The organism is Variovorax sp. Varisp46 (genome assembly GCF_059491885.1).
The window spans coordinates 1323844-1342618 of the sequence record NZ_CP168515.1; the positions used below are offsets into that span (position 1 = coordinate 1323844).

At 64.1% G+C, this 18775-nt stretch carries 17 protein-coding genes; 16 read left to right on the forward strand and 1 reads right to left on the reverse strand.

All coding sequences use genetic code 11. The features are described 5' to 3' along the window. Positions 1 to 158: 158 nt before the first annotated feature. The 9 genes from ACEN9N_RS06280 (at position 159) to ACEN9N_RS06320 (ending at position 11212) form a co-directional block, all read left to right on the forward strand. Positions 159 to 1345, forward strand: a protein-coding gene (locus tag ACEN9N_RS06280) for an IS3 family transposase (RefSeq protein ID WP_495655645.1) whose coding sequence is annotated in 2 segments (ribosomal slippage) — positions 159 to 414 and positions 414 to 1345 — 1188 coding nt in all. Because the reading frame shifts where the segments join, the coding sequence is not laid out codon by codon here. Positions 1346 to 1652: 307 nt separating this feature from the next. Then, complete coding sequence (locus ACEN9N_RS06285; protein ID WP_495655646.1) at positions 1653 to 2654, forward strand: Bug family tripartite tricarboxylate transporter substrate binding protein; 1002 nt, start codon at positions 1653 to 1655, stop codon at positions 2652 to 2654. Positions 2655 to 2674: 20 nt separating this feature from the next. Beyond that, positions 2675 to 3649, forward strand: coding sequence for a Bug family tripartite tricarboxylate transporter substrate binding protein (locus ACEN9N_RS06290; RefSeq protein ID WP_192327985.1), 975 nt, complete (start codon positions 2675 to 2677; stop codon positions 3647 to 3649). A 10-nt stretch (positions 3650 to 3659) separates the two neighbouring features. Beyond that, on the forward strand, positions 3660 to 4634 hold the full coding sequence (locus ACEN9N_RS06295) for a Bug family tripartite tricarboxylate transporter substrate binding protein (RefSeq protein WP_495655647.1): 975 nt from the start codon (positions 3660 to 3662) through the stop codon (positions 4632 to 4634). A gap of 115 nt (positions 4635 to 4749) precedes the next feature. Further along, positions 4750 to 6441, forward strand: coding sequence for a thiamine pyrophosphate-dependent enzyme (locus ACEN9N_RS06300; RefSeq protein ID WP_495655648.1), 1692 nt, complete (start codon positions 4750 to 4752; stop codon positions 6439 to 6441). Continuing rightward, the gene (locus ACEN9N_RS06305) at positions 6438 to 7856 is read left to right on the forward strand and encodes an aldehyde dehydrogenase family protein (protein ID WP_495655649.1); all 1419 of its coding nucleotides are present in this window, start codon (positions 6438 to 6440) and stop codon (positions 7854 to 7856) included. The genes ACEN9N_RS06300 and ACEN9N_RS06305 overlap by 4 nt, the downstream gene beginning before the upstream one ends. Before the next feature lie 34 nt (positions 7857 to 7890). Beyond that, positions 7891 to 8859 (forward strand): Bug family tripartite tricarboxylate transporter substrate binding protein, encoded by a 969-nt coding sequence (locus ACEN9N_RS06310; protein WP_495655650.1) that lies wholly within the window; start codon positions 7891 to 7893, stop codon positions 8857 to 8859. A gap of 112 nt (positions 8860 to 8971) precedes the next feature. Further along, positions 8972 to 9943: a Bug family tripartite tricarboxylate transporter substrate binding protein gene (locus ACEN9N_RS06315; protein ID WP_495655651.1), complete on the forward strand. Its 972-nt coding sequence runs from the start codon at positions 8972 to 8974 to the stop codon at positions 9941 to 9943. A gap of 129 nt (positions 9944 to 10072) precedes the next feature. Continuing rightward, entirely contained in the window at positions 10073 to 11212 is a 1140-nt protein-coding gene (locus ACEN9N_RS06320; RefSeq protein WP_495655652.1) for an ABC transporter substrate-binding protein, read from the forward strand. 31 nt (positions 11213 to 11243) lie between these two features. On the opposite strand, the gene ACEN9N_RS06325 is transcribed toward ACEN9N_RS06320, so the two are convergent. Further along, on the reverse strand, positions 11244 to 12182 hold the full coding sequence (locus ACEN9N_RS06325) for a LysR family transcriptional regulator (RefSeq protein WP_192328003.1): 939 nt from the start codon (positions 12180 to 12182) through the stop codon (positions 11244 to 11246). 99 nt (positions 12183 to 12281) lie between these two features. Here ACEN9N_RS06325 and hisC point away from each other — a divergent pair, with 99 nt between their 5' ends. From hisC to ACEN9N_RS06360, 7 genes are all read left to right on the forward strand, one after another. After that, positions 12282 to 13382 (forward strand): histidinol-phosphate transaminase, encoded by a 1101-nt coding sequence (gene hisC, locus ACEN9N_RS06330; protein WP_495655653.1) that lies wholly within the window; start codon positions 12282 to 12284, stop codon positions 13380 to 13382. Between the two features lie 104 nt (positions 13383 to 13486). Continuing rightward, on the forward strand, positions 13487 to 14377 hold the full coding sequence (locus ACEN9N_RS06335) for a LysR family transcriptional regulator (protein WP_495655654.1): 891 nt from the start codon (positions 13487 to 13489) through the stop codon (positions 14375 to 14377). 264 nt (positions 14378 to 14641) lie between these two features. Continuing rightward, the gene (locus tag ACEN9N_RS06340) at positions 14642 to 16642 is read left to right on the forward strand and encodes a conjugal transfer protein TraG (protein WP_495655655.1); all 2001 of its coding nucleotides are present in this window, start codon (positions 14642 to 14644) and stop codon (positions 16640 to 16642) included. Further along, entirely contained in the window at positions 16639 to 17109 is a 471-nt protein-coding gene (locus tag ACEN9N_RS06345) for a CopG family transcriptional regulator (RefSeq protein WP_495655656.1), read from the forward strand. Before ACEN9N_RS06340 ends, ACEN9N_RS06345 begins: the two co-directional genes overlap by 4 nt. After that, a complete protein-coding gene (trbB, locus tag ACEN9N_RS06350; RefSeq protein ID WP_495655657.1) occupies positions 17093 to 18151 on the forward strand; it encodes a P-type conjugative transfer ATPase TrbB in 1059 nt (352 codons plus the stop codon). Before ACEN9N_RS06345 ends, trbB begins: the two co-directional genes overlap by 17 nt. A gap of 50 nt (positions 18152 to 18201) precedes the next feature. Next, entirely contained in the window at positions 18202 to 18480 is a 279-nt protein-coding gene (locus tag ACEN9N_RS06355; RefSeq protein WP_342456070.1) for a TrbC/VirB2 family type IV secretion system protein, read from the forward strand. After that, a complete protein-coding gene (locus ACEN9N_RS06360) occupies positions 18477 to 18761 on the forward strand; it encodes a VirB3 family type IV secretion system protein (RefSeq protein ID WP_495655658.1) in 285 nt (94 codons plus the stop codon). The genes ACEN9N_RS06355 and ACEN9N_RS06360 overlap by 4 nt, the downstream gene beginning before the upstream one ends. The last annotated feature ends 14 nt before the right edge of the window (positions 18762 to 18775 follow it).

Consider the following 18775-nt stretch of genomic DNA (forward strand, 5'->3'; position numbering starts at 1 on the left):
TCAAGGGGGCTATCTAGTTTCCTGCTAGGAGCTATTAAAGGCTTGAAATAGGCATCGGGCGTTGGTCGCGTCGATGCCGTGTGGCCAGGGCTCCGTGACCTTGCCCCCAAAAAACGTATCCCTTGCTGAGTGTTTCAATACAAGCAAGGAGAGTCGAAATGACGAAGACGGCAAGAGCGCGCTACACGCTCGAATTCAAGCAGGAGGCGGTGCGGCTGGTCGAGGGCGGCCAGAGCATCGCGGCGGCAGCGCGCACCTTGGGCGTGGTCGAGCAGACCTTGTTCAACTGGGTCAAGGCCCAGCGTCAGGGCAAGCTCACCGGCGCTGACAGCAAGGCGCTGAGCGCCGAACAGATGGAGATCAGTCGGCTGCGTGCCGAGCTGGCGCGCGTGAAGATGGAGCGCGATATCCTGGAAAAAGCCACGGCGTACTTCGCGAAAGTGCAGCGGTGAAGTACGCCTTTGTCCAACGCCACCGAAGCGTGTGGCCGATCTCGGTGCAATGCCGGGTGCTGCGAATCAGTTTGACGGGATATCACGAGCACTTCGTGCGCAAGGCCAGCGGCGCGCAGCGCCGTCATCTGAGCGACGATGCGTTGCTGGTGCACATCAAGGCCATCCATGCCGAGACACGTGGCGGCTACGGGTGGCCGCGTGTGTGGAAAGAGCTTCTCGCACGCGGCATCCGCGTGGGCAAAGATCGGGTTCAAAAGCTCATGCAACGGCACGGCATCCGCGCCAAGGGCAAGCGGCGCTTCAAGGTCACCACCGACAGCCGCCACGACCTGCCGATCTCGCCCAACCTGCTGAACCGCGGGTTCACCGTGAGTGAGCCCGACAAGGTCTGGGCCGGTGACATCACCTACATCGCCACCAACGAGGGCTGGCTGTTCCTGGCGGTGGTGATCGATCTGTTCAGCCGCCAGGTGGTGGGTTGGTCGCTGCGAGAAGACATGACGCGCGAGCTCGTGATCGATGCGCTGCGCATGGCGTGGTTCAAGCGTCATCCTGGCAAGCAGGCCGGTCTGATCTTCCACAGCGACCGTGGCAGCCAGTACGCCAGCCACGACTTCAGGGATGTGCTCAAGGAGTACGGCATCACCAGCTCGATGAGTCGCAAAGGAAACTGCTGGGACAACGCCTGCAGCGAAACCCTGTTCGGGTCATTGAAGGTGGAGCGGCTGCACGGACAACGCTTCGAAACCAAGCGCGAAGCCAAGGACGAAACCGTCGCGTGGCTGCTCTGGTACAACCGTACTCGACTTCACTCGACGCTGGCCTACGTCAGCCCGATGCAGTTCGAGCAGAACTGGCTCGCCAATCAACCAAGGCAAGCCAACTCATGAGCTCATCTATGGGATACGGATTCCAAGGGCAAGGTCACCGGCGCGGCTCATATTGAGATGACGGGAGGAATCCTGGCATCAATGCCCTCTGACGAGATCACGCAGTCGCGCAAGCCGGATCCGTTTGTTCACTTGTCCCCGGTCGCCGGATCTACGCCGAGCCTTGGCTGGCTGCTGATTGTCCGGCTGGCGGACTGTGTAATCAGAATTTGACGAGCATCAGATCGTGTCCGTAAAATGGACTATCAATCCGGCATGCGGACTTGATTGATTACGTCGCCCTCGACGACCCAACGGAGACAAGACAATGCACAAGCCATCGGCACGCCCGCGCAGGGCAGCCTTGCGCGCCCTCGGCGCCGCGCTCGCGACGACCTTCATCTCGTTCGCCCCTCAGCTCGCTTCGGCCCAGACCTATCCGGACAAGGCCGTCAAGATCGTCGTCGGCTTCTCGCCCGGCGGCACCAACGACATCCTGGCCCGCCTGCTTGCGGCCAAGTTGCAGGACAAGCTGAAGCAGACCTTCATCGTGGAGAACAAGCCCGGCGCGAACTCCGCCATCGGCAACGACTTCGTCGCCAAGGCACAGCCTGACGGCTACACGCTGCTCGTGTCTTCCAGCGGTGGATTGACGACCAATCCGATCCTGATGAAGAACCTGCCGTACGACCCGGTCAAGGACTTCGAGCCGATCGCGCTGCTCGGGACCTTTCCACTCGTCGTGACCGTGCCTGCTTCCTTGCCCGTGAAGAACTTTGCCGAACTCGTGCAGTTCTCCAAGACCACGAAGGACGGCAAGCTGGACAACGGGACGCCGACCACCTCGTTCGTGCTGGTGGCAGAGACCATCTCGACCACCGCGGGCGTGAAGTTCAACCACATCCTTTACAAGGGGTCCGGCCTCGTCGTGACCGGCCTGCTTGGCGGCGAGATTCAGTCGGGTGTGCTGGACAGCCCCGCGGTGATCCAGCAGGTCAAGGGCGGCAAGCTCAAGGCCCTCGCGGTCACGACCGCCAAGCGCTCGGCCGCATTGCCGGACGTGCCCACCATCGCCGAGCTGGGCTATCCGGGCTACGACGCCCCGATCTGGACGGCCCTGATGGCGCCCAAGGGCACGTCGGCCCCGGTGCTCGCCAAGCTCCGTGCGGCGGCGGGTGAGGTCCTCAAGGAAAAGGACATGGTCGAGAAGATGCATGCGCTTGGCATGGATCCAGGCGACAACGACGCCGCGGCCTTGTCCAAGCGCATCGCGAGTGACATCGCGCGTTGGACCAAGGTCGCCAAGGCCGCCAACCTTCAGCCCGAATAAAAAGCCAAAGGAGACAAATCGTGATCGCTGCAATCTGGCGGCTGGCCGCCCCCTTCGCGCTTCTTTCGATGATCGCTGGGACGGCGGGAGCCCAGTCCTTTCCGGCCAAGCCCATCACCTTGATCGTGCCCTTCGCACCCGGTGCTTCCGCCGACGCCATTGCGCGCATTGTCGGCAAGGAAATGTCGCAACAGCTCGGCCAGCCGGTCGTCGTGGACAACAAGCCGGGGGCTGGCGGAGCCCTGGGCCTGATGGCGGTGACGCGCGCGCCGGCGGACGGCTACACCATCGGCCTGGGGGCCACGGGCGCGATTGCCGTGAATCCGCATCTCCCCGATGCGCCGCCGCTGAACCCGAAGCGCGACCTGTACCCCATCGGAAAGCTGGCAGATATTCCGCTGGTTGTCGCGGCCTCCGCCTCGGCGGGCTATGGCAACCTGCAAGCCCTCCTGGCCGACGCCAAGGCAAATCCCGGAAGGATTTCCTATGCGACCCCAGGCCAATACACGTCGCAGCACCTGTCGGGAGAACTGTTGGCGAAGATGGGGAACGTCTCGCTCTCCGCGGTGCCGTATCGCGGGAGCGGCCCGGCCGTGACCGATCTGCTCGGAGGCGTGGTGCCGGTGGCAGTCGTCGACCTCACGTCTGCCTACCCGCACATCAAGGCAGGAAAGCTCGTGGCTCTGGGAGTCACCAGCGCCACGCGTAGCAAGGTTGCGCCGGAGCTTCCTACGATCGCCGAAGGGGGCGTAAAGGGGTACGCGGCACCGGCCTGGATGGGGCTGTTCGCCAGTGCCAAGACGCCCGCCGACGTGCGCACCAAGCTCTCCGAAGCGCTGCAGAAGGCGCTCGCGAGCCCGGACGTTCAGCAACAGATCACGAACTTGGCTGCGGAGCCGGCTTACATGGACTCGCAGGCCTTCAGCCAGTTCATCGCAGGTGAGTCCAAGAAATGGGCCGACCTGATCTCGCGCATGCCGCCTCCGGCGAAGTAGGACTGAATTCATGATGCACAGGATGATTGCAGCGGGGCTCGCCGCAGCGGGCCTCATGCTGGCCGGAGCACCGACTACCGCTCAGGAATGGGCGCCCACGAAACCCATCAAGATCGTGGTGCCCATCGTGGGAAGCACGAATGACGCATTGGCCCGGCTGATCGCGCCGAAGCTCCAGGAGGCACTGGGCCAGCCGGTCATTGTGGAGAACAGGCCAGGCGCGGGCGGAAACATCGGCGCCGACTTCGTGGCCAAGTCGCCTCCCGACGGACACACCTTGCTTGTTGGCTACAACGGCCCGCTGGCGATCAACCCGTCGCTGTTTGCCAAGATGCCCTACGACCCGCAAAGGGACCTGGCGCCCATCACTCTTGCGGTGAAGACTCCGCAGTACCTGGTGGCGGGGCCCGCAGCGGATTTCTCGACCGCCAAGGAATTCATCGCCAAGGCGAAGGCCAGTCCCGGCAAGTATTCGTACGCGTCGGTTGCCATGGGAAGCGCCTCGCACCTGACGATGGAGATGCTCAAAGCCGCCGCCGGCATCGGTGTCACGCATGTCCCCTACAAAGGAGCCACGCCTGCGGTGACGGATCTGCTCGCCGGCAATGTGCAGGTGGCCTTCATGGTGCCCGGCAACGTCCAGCAGTTCGTGGCGCAGGGGCGACTGAAACTGCTGGCGACCACAGGGGAGAAGCGGTTCCGGAGTTCTCCGAATGTCCCGACGCTGATCGAACTTGGTTACCGGGATCTCGAGGCCACCGGCTGGGTCGGCCTGCTCGCTCCGGCCGGAACGCCCAAGCCGATCATCGAGCGCTATCACCGCGAGCTCGTCAAGATCCTGAACTCACCGGACATGACGGGGCGGCTTCACGACATGGAGTTCGAGGTGGTCGCAAGCACTCCGGATCAGTTCGCGTCGTGGATCGCATCCGAGTCCCGGAAATGGGGCGCGGTCGTCAAGTCCACCGGGGCCAAGGTCGAGTAGGTCGACCTGCACGCCCGGCGATAGACATCAACCTGGGCCTTGCGTGATGGGCGCCGGACGTGGCGCCCCATCCTCGGCTTCTGCACATCCATTTTTCATTTCAAGCGAGCTGCACATGAGCGACACACCGCAAACCACCGGAGGCCAGGCGCTGGTCGATGGCCTGAGCAAGAACGGCATCAAGGATCTCTTCCTCATCCCAGGCATCCAGCTCGATTGGGCAGTGGATGCACTGCGGCAGCGAAGCGACGAGGTCCGCTTGTTCATTCCTCGGCATGAACAGACAACCACCTACATGGCGGACGGCTATTACCGCGCTACCGGCCGGATCGGAGCCGCCATGGTGGTGCCAGGACCCGGTGCGCTCAACGCGGGCGCCGGCCTGGCGACGGCCTATGCTTCGAACTCCAAGGTCCTGTTCGTGACGGGGCAGATCCATTCCAGCGGCATCGGCAAAGGCTGCGGACTGCTGCATGAAATCAAGGATCAGTCAGGCTTCGTCCGGGGACTGACCAAATGGCATCACATGGTCACGTCCCCCTCCGACATCCGCGTCGCGTTGGACAACGCCTTCCGCGAACTTGGACGAGGCCGACCGCGTCCGGTGGGCCTCGAGATTCCTCACGACTACCTGAGCGCGTCGACTGCTATCGATCCCCAGGCCCCGGAATCTGATCAATCGCAGAAAAGTCTGAGCGCGGAAGATCTCGTACAGATTCAGAAAGCGGCCGCCTTACTGGATGAGGCCTCCTTTCCCGTCATCTATGTGGGGGGCGGCATCTTCGCAAGCGCGGCGCATGCTGAACTGCAGCGCCTCGCGGAAAAGATCGGCGCGCCTGTTGTCATGAGCGACAACGGCCGAGGAGCGATCAGCGACAACCATCCGCTGGCGATGAATGCTTTGGCGGGGCGAGCAGTCTTCGAGCACGCGGACGTGGTGCTCGTCGTGGGCAGCCGGTTCGCCGACGTGCTGACGCCGACGCCCTCCTGGCCCGCCGGAAAGGTCCGCTACATCCACGTCAACATCGACGAAGCGGACCTGGGCCCGCCAAGGTCGCCTGAGGTTTCGCTTGTGGCCGACGCCCTGCCGGCCTTGCGCGAACTGGCGGAACGGGTGAAGGCGAATGTTCGTCTGTCCAATGATCGCGCAGCCTTGGTCAAGCGCTGGGCGCAGGGCCAGATCGACTTGGTGGAGCCGCAGGCCTCCTATGTCCGGGCGATCCGCAAGGCGATGCCGGAGGACGGCATCTTCGTCAACGAGTTGACGCAGGTGGGCTACCTGGCACGAATCGCGTTCCCCGTCTATGCGCCGCGAACCTACATCGGACCCGGGTATCAAGGGACGCTGGGCTATGGGTTCCCTGTCTCGCTGGGGGCCGCGGTGGGTGCCGCCGGACGACGCGTTGTTTCGGTGACCGGGGATGGCGGCTTTGGCTGGAACATGCAGGAGCTGGCGACTGCGCAGCGCTACCGGCTTCCGGTGACCTTGATCGTCTTCAATGACGGGTACTACGGCAACGTGCGTGCCATCCAGAAGCGGGAGTTCGGCGCAGAGGTTGGTGTCGATCTGGCCAACCCCGACTTCGAATTGCTGGCGCGAGCCTTCGGTGTCGCCTTCCAGGCGGTGGGATCGCCATCGCAGCTGGAGGCCGCCGTGCGTGAGGCGAACACGCATCCTGGGCCGGTGCTGATCGAGGCCAAGGTGGGCGTGATGCCGAGCCCGTGGCATCTGCTTCGGCTTCAGCCGATGAAGGGCATGAGCGGGCCGCAGGCGCCGGCCAATCCGCTGGGCGAGACCCCGCGATGAGGCGCTATGACAGCTTCTACGCCAATGGCGCGTTCGTGCGATCCGAAGGCGCTCCTGCCATGCCGGTGGTGGATCCTTCCACGGGGTGCGCCATCGGCGAGGTCGTTCCCAGTTCGCCGGGGAATGTCAACCAGGCGGTCCAGAGCGCGCGCACCGGATTCCAGGTGTGGTCACGATCGACGCTGGAGGAGCGAAGCGAGGCCTTGACTCGCCTGCACGCGGAACTTCTCAAGCGTACCGACGAGGCGGTTTCGCTCCTTGCCCGTGAGATGGGCTGCCCCGTGTGGCTGGGCCAACTCATGCAGGTCCCAATGGCCCTGAAGGGCCTGGAGTTCGCGAGAGACGGTATTCAACAGATCACGTGGACCGAGCAGATCGGCAACGGACGGGTCGAACGGGTGCCGTCGGGGGTCGTGGCCGCAATCACGCCCTGGAATTTCCCGCTGCATCAGATCGTCGCCAAGGTTGCCCCAGCGATCGCTGCCGGGTGCTCGATCATCCTGAAGCCCAGCGAGGTCTCGCCCGGTGCCGCGCACGTGTTCATGGAAGCGGTCCACTTCGCCGGCCTGCCGCCGGGCGTGGTGAACATGGTCTGGGGCGGGCCTGACGTCGGAGACAGGCTTGTTCGGCATCCCGATGTCCAGCACGTCAGCTTCACGGGATCGACCGCCGTCGGCCGCCGCATCATGGCTGCGGCGGCTGAGGATCTCAAACCGGTCACCCTGGAGTTGGGTGGCAAGTCAGCTGCAGTACTGCTTGAGGATGCGGACCTGGGCACGGCCCTGGCCGCAGTGGTGCGCTTGAGCATGGCCAACTCCGGACAGGCGTGTGTCAGCCAGTCCCGTCTTATCGCGCCTCGAGGCCTGCTTGAACAGGTCGAAGGCCGGCTGGGCGCCGCGTTGGAACCATGGCCGCTTGGCGATCCCCTGGACGCGGGCACTCGCCTGGGACCTGTCGCGAGTCGCAGCCAACAAGAACGGGTGCTGGCCATGATCGCACGAGCGCGTGAACAAGGCGCGCGTCCGGTGGCAGGGGCTGGCAAGGTGCCGGAAAAGCTCTCGCACGGGTACTACGTGCCGCCGACGGTCTTCTCCGGCGTTCGACCGGACATGGAGATCGCCCGGGAGGAGGTCTTTGGACCCGTTCTCTCGGTGATGGTTTACGACTCCGAGGATGAAGCCGTTGCCCTGGCCAACGCCACACGCTATGGCCTGTCCGGCGCGGTGTGGTCTGCGGACCCGGTGCGTGCCGCCGCGTTCGCGAGGCGCATGAAGACCGGGCAGGTGGTGATCAACGGTGCTGCCCAGAATCTCGCGACACCCTTCGGCGGTTGGGGCTGGTCCGGATTCGGGCGCGAGAACGGCCGGTTCGGGATCGAGGATCTCCTGCAGTACCGGTCGCTGCACGGCGCCTGATCGCTCTTCGCCAACAGCATGGATCAGTGAAAAGATGTTGCGCCGACAATTCCTCTTTGCATCCGCCGCCGTACCGCTCTCGTCTGCCGTGAAGGCGGCGGAGCCTTTCCCGCAAAGGCCGCTCAAGATGGTCGTTCCCTTCGCTGCCGGGGGAGGAACCGACATCGTGGCCCGGCTGGTCGCGGCCGAAATGAGCGGCACGCTGGGGCAGCCCGTGGTGATCGACAACCGGGCGGGGGCCGGTGGGAGCCTGGGTTCGGACATCGTGGCCAGATCGCCCGCGGATGGATACACCGTGCTGATGGCCACCGTGTCGACCCATGCGATCAACCCCGCGCTGCATGCGAAGCTGCCCTATGACCCGATACGCAGCTTCGCACCCGTGTCCCTGATCGCGCGCGTGGGAGGCATCGTCGTGGTGCAGGCCTCCTCGGCCTGGCAGTCCTTGGGGCAGCTCGCGCAGGCCATGCGCAAGGATCCTGGCAAGTTGACCTTTGGTAGTCAGGGGGTGGGTGGGTTCAGCCACCTGATGGGAGAAATGTTCAATTCGCAGGCGGGGGTTCAGTCCACGCATGTCCCCTACAAGGGAGCAGCACCCGCCTTGCAGGACCTGCTCGCGGGGAACATCGACATCGTCTACGACACCGTTCCCGCGCTTTTGCCCCATATCCAATCTGGAAAGCTGCGTGCACTCGCGGTGACAACGCCACAGCGACTTTCAAGCCTGCCGGTCACGCCGACTTCGGCCGAGGCCGGCTTCCCCGCCTTTCTCGCCGAGACGTGGAACGCGCTCCTGGCACCGGCCAACACACCTTCATCTGTCATCTCGCGGCTCAACGACGCAGCGGCGCGGGCAGTGCAGGCCTCGGCGGTGCGAAAACGGATGGAGGATCTGAATGCCGATCCGGTGGGGTCGAGCTCCGCCGAGCTCGGGCAGTTCATGGCCAGCGAAATCAAGCGCTGGGCGCCCGTTGTGCGTGCCTCCGGTGCTCGGGTCGACTAACCCGAATGATGTTGCGCTGATTGCCGGACGCAATCGCGATGCGCCAGCAAAGCTTTCAAATATGACCGGATAAAGACAGCATCGCGCAGCCTTCACTCAACCACGCAAGATCATGTCCATCATTCCTCGTCGCTCCACTCTTCTCCTTGGGCTGGCCATCGCATCGATCGCCTTCTCGGTCCACGCGCAAATGCCGCCGCTGATCAAGCTGGTGGTGCCCTATCCGCCCGGTGGCAGTGTCGACACCCTGGCTCGGCTCATCCAGCAGCCACTGCAGGATGCCCTGAAGACCACTGTGGTCGTCGATAACCGTCCGGGCGCAGGAGGGCGGATCGCCGCATCGCAGGTCAAGCGCGAGGCTGCGAACGGCAGTGTGATCCTAATTGCACCGAACTCGTTGACCACCATCCAGTCATTGGTCTATGCGGACAAGCTGGACTACAAGATCACGGATGACTTCGTTGCAGTTTCCCGCCTCGCGAGCTACCCCTTTGGCCTTGCCGTTCCGGGCACGTCCAGCACCAAGACCGTGGCGGAACTCACCGCGGCGATGAAGGTATCTCCCAACCCCAGCTACGGAACCTCAGGCGCAGGCGGCATGGCTCACTTCACGGGCCTTGTATTCGGGAGAGAGACCGGGATTGATTGGACCCACATCGCCTTCAAGGGAGGTGCGCCGCTGGTCTCAGATCTGATCGGCGGGCACCTGCCCGCAGGCATCGACACGCTCATTGATCAGATCGAGCATCAGCGGGCGGGAAAGATCCGCGTGATCGGCATCTTCAGTGACAAGCGCTACTCGCTCGCCCCCGAGATTCCTACGCTCGCCGAGCAAGGCGTGAAGATGGGATCGGTGCAAGGCTGGTTCGGGGCCTTCATGCCGGCGAAGACCCCAAAGGACATAGTCAATCGCGTGGATCGCGCCTTTGCACAGGCGCTTGCCTCGCAGGAATTGAACGGAAGACTGAACAAGATGGTGATCGAAAGCGCCTACATGCCGTCCACGGACTTTACGCGCCTGCAGGTCCAGGAGCTTCAGCAATGGGCGCCGGTCGTGCGCGAATCTGGTTTCAAGCCTGAGTAGCAGGTTCGGTGGGGACGAGCCCTGTGCCCATCCGGGAGGACGATTCAGGCATGGCGCAGCGGTTGGTCTGAACAACTGCCGCTCAGAAAACTGTCTCGACAACGTGCATCACTCTAGAGGGGATATGGAATGAAATCGTTCATCCGTCCGAGCGCCCGGTCGGTCATTGCCGTGTCCGCGGTTTGGCTGTCCCTGGTTGCGCAGGCCGCAGGTGCGGCGCAGATCGTCGTGGGCCAGGTCGCTCCCCTGACGGGACCAGAGGCGCGGCAGGGCCGGGCCTACAGCGCTGGCATGCAGATGTACTTCGAGGCGGTGAATAAGGAGGGAGGCGCCAACGGCCACACTTTCACCCTGGTGCGCAAGGACGACCGTGGCCAGCCCAGCGACACGGTGGCGCTCACCCGGCAACTTGTGACCGAAGCCAAACCCTTGGTCTTGGCCGGCTACTTCGGCAGCCGAAATATCTCGGACCTGGCAGCTTCGGGGTTGTTGAAAGACGAGCGCCTTGTGCTCGTGGGTTATCGAAGCGCGGAGATGCAGGACGAGGCGCCAATGCTTTATAGCGTGCGCGCCGGCCTTCGCGATGAGCTTGCCCGGATGACTACGCATCTGGCCACGGTGGGTATCAAGCGCTTGGCGCTGCTCTACGAAAATGGCCCCAATGCGCAGGTGCTGGTCGCTGCTGCCGATGCCGAGGCGCAAAAGGCGGGCGCCACAATCATCACGCGAGCCTCCTACACACCTAACACCACCGTGGTGAGCGAGGCGACGAACCAATTCATACAGGCAAAGCCGCAGGCCATCATCATGGTCACCAGTGGCGCTGCGGCGGCGGCCTTCATCGAGGCTTACCGCAGCCTTGGCGGCACGGCCCAGTTGCTGGGACATTCGGGAACCGAAATCGAGCAGCTGTCGCAACGCCTGAGCGAGGAGCAGATGGCGGGGGTGATCATCGCTCAGGTCGCGCCCAGCCCCTATCAGATCAAGGGCCGCCTCACCAAGGAGTTCGTCGACGCGGTGAGGGCGCAAAAGCTCGAGGTGCCGTTGAGTTTCGCGATGATGGAGGGCTACGTTACCGGCCGCGTGATTGTCGAAGCCGTGCGCCGCCAAGGGGCGAAGCCTACGCGCGAAGGCATGGTGAACGCCTTGCACAGCATGGCGCCCTATGACATGGGCGGCTACAGTGTGGCCTTCAAGCCGACGCAGCACACGGGATCGCGCTATGTCGAACTGTCGATCGTGAGCGGCCTGGGAAAGATCCGCCAATAGCGCAGCGAATTCTCCTCGTGGCTGTTGGGCTTCAAGCCTGCGCAAGGGTCGAGCGTTGAAGACCCTGCGTCATGCGTGAGAACGATTTGAGCATGGATGCGAGTTGCGATGCCGCAGGACTCAAGCGCCTTCCAGCCTTGTAGACGATGCCGACTTGAAAGACCAGATCCGCCTGTTCGCGGATACGAATTTCGGTCAGCGTATTGGCTGCAAGCGGGTGCGTGAGCAGCGACGACGGCAGCCGCGCGACGCAGTCGGATTCGAGAAGCATCGAAATGGCTCCAAACAGCGAGTCCGATACACAAGCGAAGCGGGGCCGTCCGAGACGATGCTGCAGGAACAATTCCTGAATGCTCTCGTCCTGCTGCCCCGGGCGGGATGGATCACCCACCACGATCCATTCCGAGTCAGCAAGATCGCCGATAGATTTCGCGTTGCGTAGCGGATGATCCAGGCGCGCGAAGAGCGCGGCGGTGGCCGTGTACAACGCCTGCACGCACAGATCGCCTGTTTCGTCCAATTGGGGCAGCCGCATCACGGCCAGGTCCAGCCTGCCGTCGCGGACGGCCGCCAGAAGCTCGCTGGACGAGCGCTGGGCGAGGTGGATGACCGCTTGTGGAAAGACATGGCGGAAGTCCTTTAGGACCGCAGGTACCAAACGCAAGGAGGGTTCGACTGAAACCCCGACCTTGACCTGCACGTCGCCTGGCGCCTTGATCGCCTGCAACCAATGCTCGGCACGCTCCGCTTCCAGCAGGACGGCCCGGGCGTGGGCCACGAACTCTTCTCCGCGTGTCGTGAGGACGACGCCTTTCGCGGTTCGCTGCAGAAACTCGATGCCGTACTCCTCTTCCAACTTGGCCAAGCTCTTGGTCAGCCCGGCCTGGGAAACACCAAGGACCCGCGAGGCCGCACGGTATCCACCGTGGGCGACCACGGCGACAAGATCTTTCAACTGCTGCAATGTCATGAATGCGCTGGCTGCGAACAGAGAGGGTGATTTCCAAAGGCAATCATGAATGGCGCGGCCTGACTAGGCAAGGCTGGGAAACTACGGGAGCATCCGCACATGACTGCAACGCCCATTTACCCCGCCCATATCGCATCCCTCAAACCCTACGTTCCCGGATTGCCAATCTCCGACCTGGCTGCGCGACTTGGATTCGAGGAGAACGAAATCGTCAAGCTCGCATCGAACGAGAACCCGCTCGGGGCAAGCCCCAAGGCGCTGGCCGCTCTGGCCAGCGCGGCGATCGATATCTCGAGGTATCCCGACAGCGACTGTGCGGCTCTCGTGAAGGCGATCGCTCAGTTCCATGACATCTCGCCGGAGTGGGTGGTCGTTGGCGCAGGTTCAGAGAGTGTGCTGGGAAACATTGCCGCAACGATTCTGGAGGGCGGACGAAAGTCGGCGTATTCGGCGTACTCCTTTCAGGCTTATGTCAATGCGGCGAAGCGAATGGGCGCGGTGCCCATCGTCGTGCCCTCACCCGATCTCAAGGTCGATCTGGGCGGGCTGGAGCGGGCGCTTGGCGAGAATCCCTCGCTGGTCTACATTGCCAACCCGGGCAACCCGACCGGGACGGTCCTGGAACCGGACGAACTGGAATCCTTTCTGTCGCGCGTGCCTGCGCACGTGGTGGTCATTCTCGACGAGGCTTACTTCGAGTTCGTCAGCCCGCAACTTCGGGGGGATTCCGTCCATTGGGTCAGGCGCTTTCCGAATCTTGTCGTGCTGCGCACCTTCTCGAAGGCCTATGGACTGGCGGGACTCCGTGTGGGATACGGAATTGCCCAGCCTGCGCTCGCGGACATGCTCCGCAGGGTTCGCTCTCCATTTACCGTGACGCACACTGCTCAGGTGGCTGCGATCGCGGCGTTGGATGACCAAGAATTCCTGTCGCGCACGATCGAGATGAACGGTCGCGTGTGCCAGATGCTGGTGAAGGGTTTGACGAGCCTTGGAATTCAAAGCCTCGAGTCGCACACTAATTTCGTTCTCGCCAAGGCAGGGCAAGGCGCGGCATTTGCGCGGAGGCTGGAAAAGCATGGCCTCATCGTTCGTCCCGTCGATTCGTATGGTCTACCGGAGTGGGTGCGAATCAGCGTCGGCACGGAGAGCGAGGTCAAGCGGCTGCTACACGCGATCCATGTCGAACTTGCGACTTGATGCCTAATCGGAGCAATGGCGTTTGCGCTGAACCTGGGTGCACTTGCCCGTACGGCTCTGATCAGCCTCGCGTCGGCTAGTGGTTCAGTGACACTGCAGCAAGAATGATTGAGCTTCGCCATCTACGCTACTTCATCGCAGTCGCGGAGGAGCTCAACTTCCGAAAAGCGGCCGAACGCATTCACATCGACCAGAGTCCGCTGGCACGCACCATCCGGGATCTGGAGGATCGATTGGGAGTCTTGCTGTTCGTCCGCTCACCGACGCGCAAGTTGCAACTCACACCGGCCGGAGTAAAGTTGCTGGAACACGCTCACAGGCTTTTTATTCGGCTGCAACGCATCAAACGCGTCGTACGCGCAACTGATGCACGGGACCGTGCGCCGCTTCGCATTGGCGTGGCCGACGGGATGGCCCAACCCAAGCTCTCCGAGTGCTTCGCCAGATGGCAAACGCTCCCGCCCAGCGTCCCGCTCGAAATCACGGAGATGCGCGCGGTCGAACTGCTGACTGCGCTGCGGCGCGAGGAAGTGGACGCCGGGTTCTCCTTCGGTGTGCCGAACGACGATGCCATCGTCCAAGATGCGGCATGGTCATACCCATTGGTCGCATTGCTCCCGCCTGGTCACGAGTTGGCAACACGCGACGTCCTGCCGATTTCTGAGCTCCTTGGGTTTCCTATGATCGCCTCTCACCCCGATCGTTTGCCGGGGCTTCGCAGTCAGATGGATGCTGTACGTCGGAAGTTCGCGGTGAGCGCTGTCATCGCCGGCGAAGCCCGGACCCTGGCGGGTTACGTCACCCGTGTGGCTGCCGGTCTGGGGGTTGGAGTCGCCGATGCCGGCCACATGGCTACCTTGCGCCGCACCGACGTGGTGGCCTTGCCTCTGCAAGAGGACATACACATCACCACGTACGTGCTGCATAAGCGCCAGAGCTACGAGTTGAATGATGCGCTGCAACGTTTCCTCGCGAACGCCATAGCGCCGCGTTGAACCGTACGGCGTGTTGCCGTTGGCGCGACGCTACCTCGCGCCAACGGCGTTGGACAAGCCCACGTTCTCCTGAAATGCTACCCGCCGCCTGACGAGCTGCGATCCTCCGCGCTTGGCCTTCGGCAGGCTCAAAGCCACAACAACACACCCGACCAAGTACGCCGCGCCACGCTCCCGTGGGTGTGCGCGACGGCACTTCCAATCCAGACTTCAGAGAGCGGTGCCGCGTTGGCATGCGCGCTGGAATGAACGCGGAGGTGACTTATGCCGAGGGGAGCGAACGGCATCCTGTTCGGACAGATTGTTGTAGTGGTGGGCGTCACGACGAGTAGCCTGTGGGCTGCCACGCAGTGGACTGCGCATGCGCTGGGGTTTCAGCCGCGGCTCGGAAATCCTTGGGCCGAACCTTGGGGCGTGCCCGTCTACGAACCCTGGAAGTTGTTCCAGTGGTGGTATTGGTTTGATGCCTATGCTCCTGACATCTTCTTGCGTGGTGGGACCATTGCGGCATCGGGTGGGATGCTGGCTACCGGAGCGGCCATCAGTATGGCTGTGTGGCGCTCGCGGGTGGCCGCGCGCGTCACGACCTACGGATCGGCACGCTGGGCGGAATGTGAAGAGATCGCCAAGGCCGGGCTGACGAAGAGCGCAGGCGTGTTCCTTGGTCGGTTACCGGCTCGCGAGGGAAAGTATCTGCGTCACGACGGACCAGAACACGTGATGGCGTTCGCCCCGACGCGATCCGGCAAGGGTGTGGGCCTCGTCGTGCCGACGTTGCTTTCGTGGCCTGACTCCGCAGTAATTCACGACATCAAGGGCGAGAACTGGAATCTGACTGCGGGTTGGCGCGCGCGCTTTTCTCACTGCCTGTTGTTCAACCCGACCGATGCACGATCGGCCGCCTACAACCCGCTCCTCGAAGTGCGCCGTGGCGCCCACGAGGTCCGTGATGTTCAAAACATTGCAGACATCCTGGTCGATCCCGAAGGCGCGCTGGAACGTCGCAACCATTGGGAGAAGACCAGCCACGCACTGCTGGTTGGCGCGATCCTGCACGTGCTGTACGCGGAGGAGGACAAGACGCTGCGCGGAGTCGCGAACTTCCTCTCCGATCCCGCATGCCCCTTCGAGGTCACTTTGCACCGGATGATGACGACACGGCACCTAGGCCAAGAAGTCCATTCGGTCGTTGCTTCGGCCGCGCGCGAGGTGCTCAACAAGAGCGACAACGAACGCTCGGGCGTGCTGTCCACCGCCATGTCCTTCCTGGGCCTGTATCGAGATCCCACGGTGGCCGAAGTCACGTCACGCTGCGACTGGCGCATTGCCGACCTGATCTCCGCCGAGCATCTGGTGTCGCTGTACCTGGTGGTGCCGCCCTCGGACATCAGCCGCACCAAGCCGCTGATCCGTTTGATCCTCAACCAGATCGGCCGACGGTTGACGGAATCCTTGGACGGCTCCGACGGTATCGCCCGCCGCCACAAGCTGCTGCTGATGCTCGACGAATTTCCGGCGCTCGGCCGGCTGGACTTCTTCGAGTCGGCGCTGGCGTTCATGGCCGGATACGGACTGCGTGCGTTCCTGATCGCGCAGTCCCTCAACCAGATCGACAAGGCCTATGGCATGAACCACTCGATCCTCGACAACTGCCATGTTCGCATTGCCTTCGCGACCAACGACGAGCGCACCGCCAAGCGAATCTCGGAGGCGCTGGGCACGGCGACCGAGCTGCGCGCGCAGCGCAACTATGCGGGTCACCGGCTGGCTCCCTGGCTCGGCCACCTGATGGTGTCGCGCCAGGAGACGGCGCGGCCGCTGCTGACGCCGGGGGAGGTGATGCAGTTGCCCTCCGACGACGCGGTGGTGATGGTCTCGGGTCATCCGCCGATCAAGGCCAGAAAGCTGCGCTACTACGAGGACCGCAACTTCACGCGGCGCGTGTTGGCGCCGCCGGTATTGGCACCGGGCATGTACGCGGATCGACCGGCGGTGCGGCCCGATGATTGGAGCGGACTGGCGCCACTCGCCGCACCCGAGGTTGCGTCGGGCAACTTTGCAGGAGCCTTCGCCGAGGAGGGCGGACATCAGCTCAAGCCCGAGCTGGAGGTCGTGCGCGACCCGTCGGCGCTACCGGAGGACGAAGGCTTGCTGGTGCTCGAGGACGAGGACGACGTGCCCCTGCGCTCGCGGGATGTGGACCGTCAGCTCGCGCGTACCGCGCGCCTCGCGGCGCTGGACCCTGACGACGGGATCGCGCTGTGAGCCGGGCTCGACTCAACATATTCATCGAGCCGGAGCACGCCAAGCGGCTGGACCGATTGGCGGTGCACAAGGGCGTGTCGAAGTCGGCGGTGGTCGCGGCCGCGCTGGCGTCGTTCCTGTCGCCCGACGGCGGTGACCAGCGCGAGACAGCGATCGCCAAGCGCCTGGACCGGCTTTCCCGCCAGTTCGACCGGCTGGAGCGTGACCAGAACGTGCTGATCGAGACGGTAGCGCTCTATGTCCGTTACTTCCTCACGGTCTCGATCCCGGTGCCCGAGGGCCAGCAGGAAGCCGCCCGCGCGCAGGGGCGGGCCCGCTTTGCCCAGTTCATCGAGCAGCTCGGGCGCCATCTGCAGCGCGGGCGCAGCCTGGTGCGGGAAGTCCACGAGGAGATCGAGCCCGAACCGACGCCATTGCAGGCAGGGCAGGGGGGATCGGAGGAGGCCGTTGATGGTCCAGCCGCGTGATCCTTCTTCCGGCGCATCGGACGGCGGCGCCGCGGACAGCGCTGTGGCGCGGCGCATCCGCATGCTGCGCACGGCCATGGGGCCGGAGATCGCGGAGGCTCTCGCGGACCCGGAGGTCGTGGAAGTGCTGCTCAACCCGGATGGCTCGCTGTGGGTGGACCGGCTCGGCACAGGACGCGCGCCGACCGGTGTGGCACTGCCTTCACCGGTGGCCGAACGCATCATCCGCCTCGTTGCCGCGCACGTCCGCGCCGAGGTGCATGCGGGCCTGCCGATCCTCTCTGCCGAGCTGCCCGAGACCGGCGAACGCTTTTTGGGCGTGCTGCCGCCGGTGGTGCGCGCGCCCTCGTTCGCGATCCGCAAGCGGGCGCTGCGCATCATGAGCCTGGCGCAGTACGTGGCCGACGGAATCCTGACGGGGGAACAGGCGGGGTTCCTGCGGCAGGCGGTGCGCGAGCGCTTGAACATCGTCGTGGCCGGCGGCACCAGCACGGGCAAGACGACGCTCGCGAACGCGCTGCTCGACGAGATCGCCGAGACGCGCGACCGGGTGCTGATTCTCGAGGACACGGTGGAGCTCCAATGCCGCTCCGATGACCACGTGAGCCTTCGCAGTGAACCGGGTGTGACCACCATGGCCGACCTGGTGCGCGCCACCCTGCGGTTGCGGCCCGACCGCATCGTCGTCGGCGAGGTGCGTGGCGCCGAGGCGCTGGACCTGCTCAAGGCGTGGGGCACCGGGCATCCGGGCGGCATCGCCACCGTGCATGCCGGCTCCGCGCTGGGCGCGCTCACGCGGCTGGAGCAGCTGGTGCAGGAAGTCTCCGTGACCGTGCCGCGCGCCCTGATCGCCGAGGCGGTCCACGTCATTGTCTTCATCGCCGGGCGCGGCCGCGCCCGGCGGGTGCGCGAGATCGCGTGCGTGATCGGCCACGACAACGAGGGCTATCAGCTCGATACCTCGGCGGTGCCTGGGTTCCCGTTGCTCTCTTCATCTCGTCCTGCCCCATCAACCCCGTCGTCTCCTGGAGAACCGTCATGACGATTTCACGCAATTCCGCAAAACCTCTGCTGCACACGGCGGCAGCGGCAATGCTCTTGCTGGCCGCCGCGCTGCCCGCGCAGGCGGCCGGTTCCAACATGCCCTGGGAAGCGCCGCTGCAGTCGATCCTCGATTCCATCCAGGGGCCCGTGGCCAAGATCGTCGCGGTGATCATCATCATCGTGACCGGGCTGACATTGGCCTTCGGCGACACCAGCGGCGGCTTCCGCCGGCTGATCCAGATCGTGTTCGGCCTGTCGATCGCGTTCGCCGCCTCCAGCTTCTTCCTCACCTTCTTCAGTTTCTCGGGTGGGGCGGTGCTGGCATGAGTGAGTCGACTGCTTTCTCACCGGGGCACGCGCCCGGCTTCGAGATCCCGCTGCACCGGTCCCTCACCGAGCCGATCCTGCTGGGCGGCGCGCCGCGCACCGTGGCGATCGCCAACGGCACGCTGGGCGCCGCGGTCGGTCTCGGGCTGCAGCTCTGGCTGCCGGGCATCGCGCTCTGGGTTGTCGGCCACGCGCTGGCGGTCTGGGGCGCGCGGCTGGACCCGCAGTTCATGCAGGTTTTCGCGCGGCACATCAAGCAGCGACCGCTGCTGGATGTGTGATGTGGGGAGGGGAG

Excerpts from the sequence above, each read along its gene's own strand:
- ACEN9N_RS06285 (WP_495655646.1), top strand. The coding sequence starts at position 1,653 with ATGCACAAGCCATCGGCACGCCCGCGCAGGGCAGCCTTGCGCGCCCTC.
- ACEN9N_RS06295 (WP_495655647.1), top strand. The coding sequence starts at position 3,660 with ATGATGCACAGGATGATTGCAGCGGGGCTCGCCGCAGCGGGCCTCATG.
- ACEN9N_RS06300 (WP_495655648.1), top strand. The coding sequence starts at position 4,750 with ATGAGCGACACACCGCAAACCACCGGAGGCCAGGCGCTGGTCGATGGC.
- ACEN9N_RS06305 (WP_495655649.1), top strand. The coding sequence starts at position 6,438 with ATGAGGCGCTATGACAGCTTCTACGCCAATGGCGCGTTCGTGCGATCC.
- ACEN9N_RS06310 (WP_495655650.1), top strand. The coding sequence starts at position 7,891 with ATGTTGCGCCGACAATTCCTCTTTGCATCCGCCGCCGTACCGCTCTCG.
- ACEN9N_RS06315 (WP_495655651.1), top strand. The coding sequence starts at position 8,972 with ATGTCCATCATTCCTCGTCGCTCCACTCTTCTCCTTGGGCTGGCCATC.
- ACEN9N_RS06320 (WP_495655652.1), top strand. The coding sequence starts at position 10,073 with ATGAAATCGTTCATCCGTCCGAGCGCCCGGTCGGTCATTGCCGTGTCC.
- ACEN9N_RS06325 (WP_192328003.1), bottom strand. The coding sequence starts at position 12,182 with ATGACATTGCAGCAGTTGAAAGATCTTGTCGCCGTGGTCGCCCACGGT.
- hisC (WP_495655653.1), top strand. The coding sequence starts at position 12,282 with ATGACTGCAACGCCCATTTACCCCGCCCATATCGCATCCCTCAAACCC.
- ACEN9N_RS06335 (WP_495655654.1), top strand. The coding sequence starts at position 13,487 with ATGATTGAGCTTCGCCATCTACGCTACTTCATCGCAGTCGCGGAGGAG.
- ACEN9N_RS06340 (WP_495655655.1), top strand. The coding sequence starts at position 14,642 with ATGCCGAGGGGAGCGAACGGCATCCTGTTCGGACAGATTGTTGTAGTG.
- trbB (WP_495655657.1), top strand. The coding sequence starts at position 17,093 with ATGGTCCAGCCGCGTGATCCTTCTTCCGGCGCATCGGACGGCGGCGCC.
- ACEN9N_RS06355 (WP_342456070.1), top strand. The coding sequence starts at position 18,202 with ATGCTCTTGCTGGCCGCCGCGCTGCCCGCGCAGGCGGCCGGTTCCAAC.
- ACEN9N_RS06360 (WP_495655658.1), top strand. The coding sequence starts at position 18,477 with ATGAGTGAGTCGACTGCTTTCTCACCGGGGCACGCGCCCGGCTTCGAG.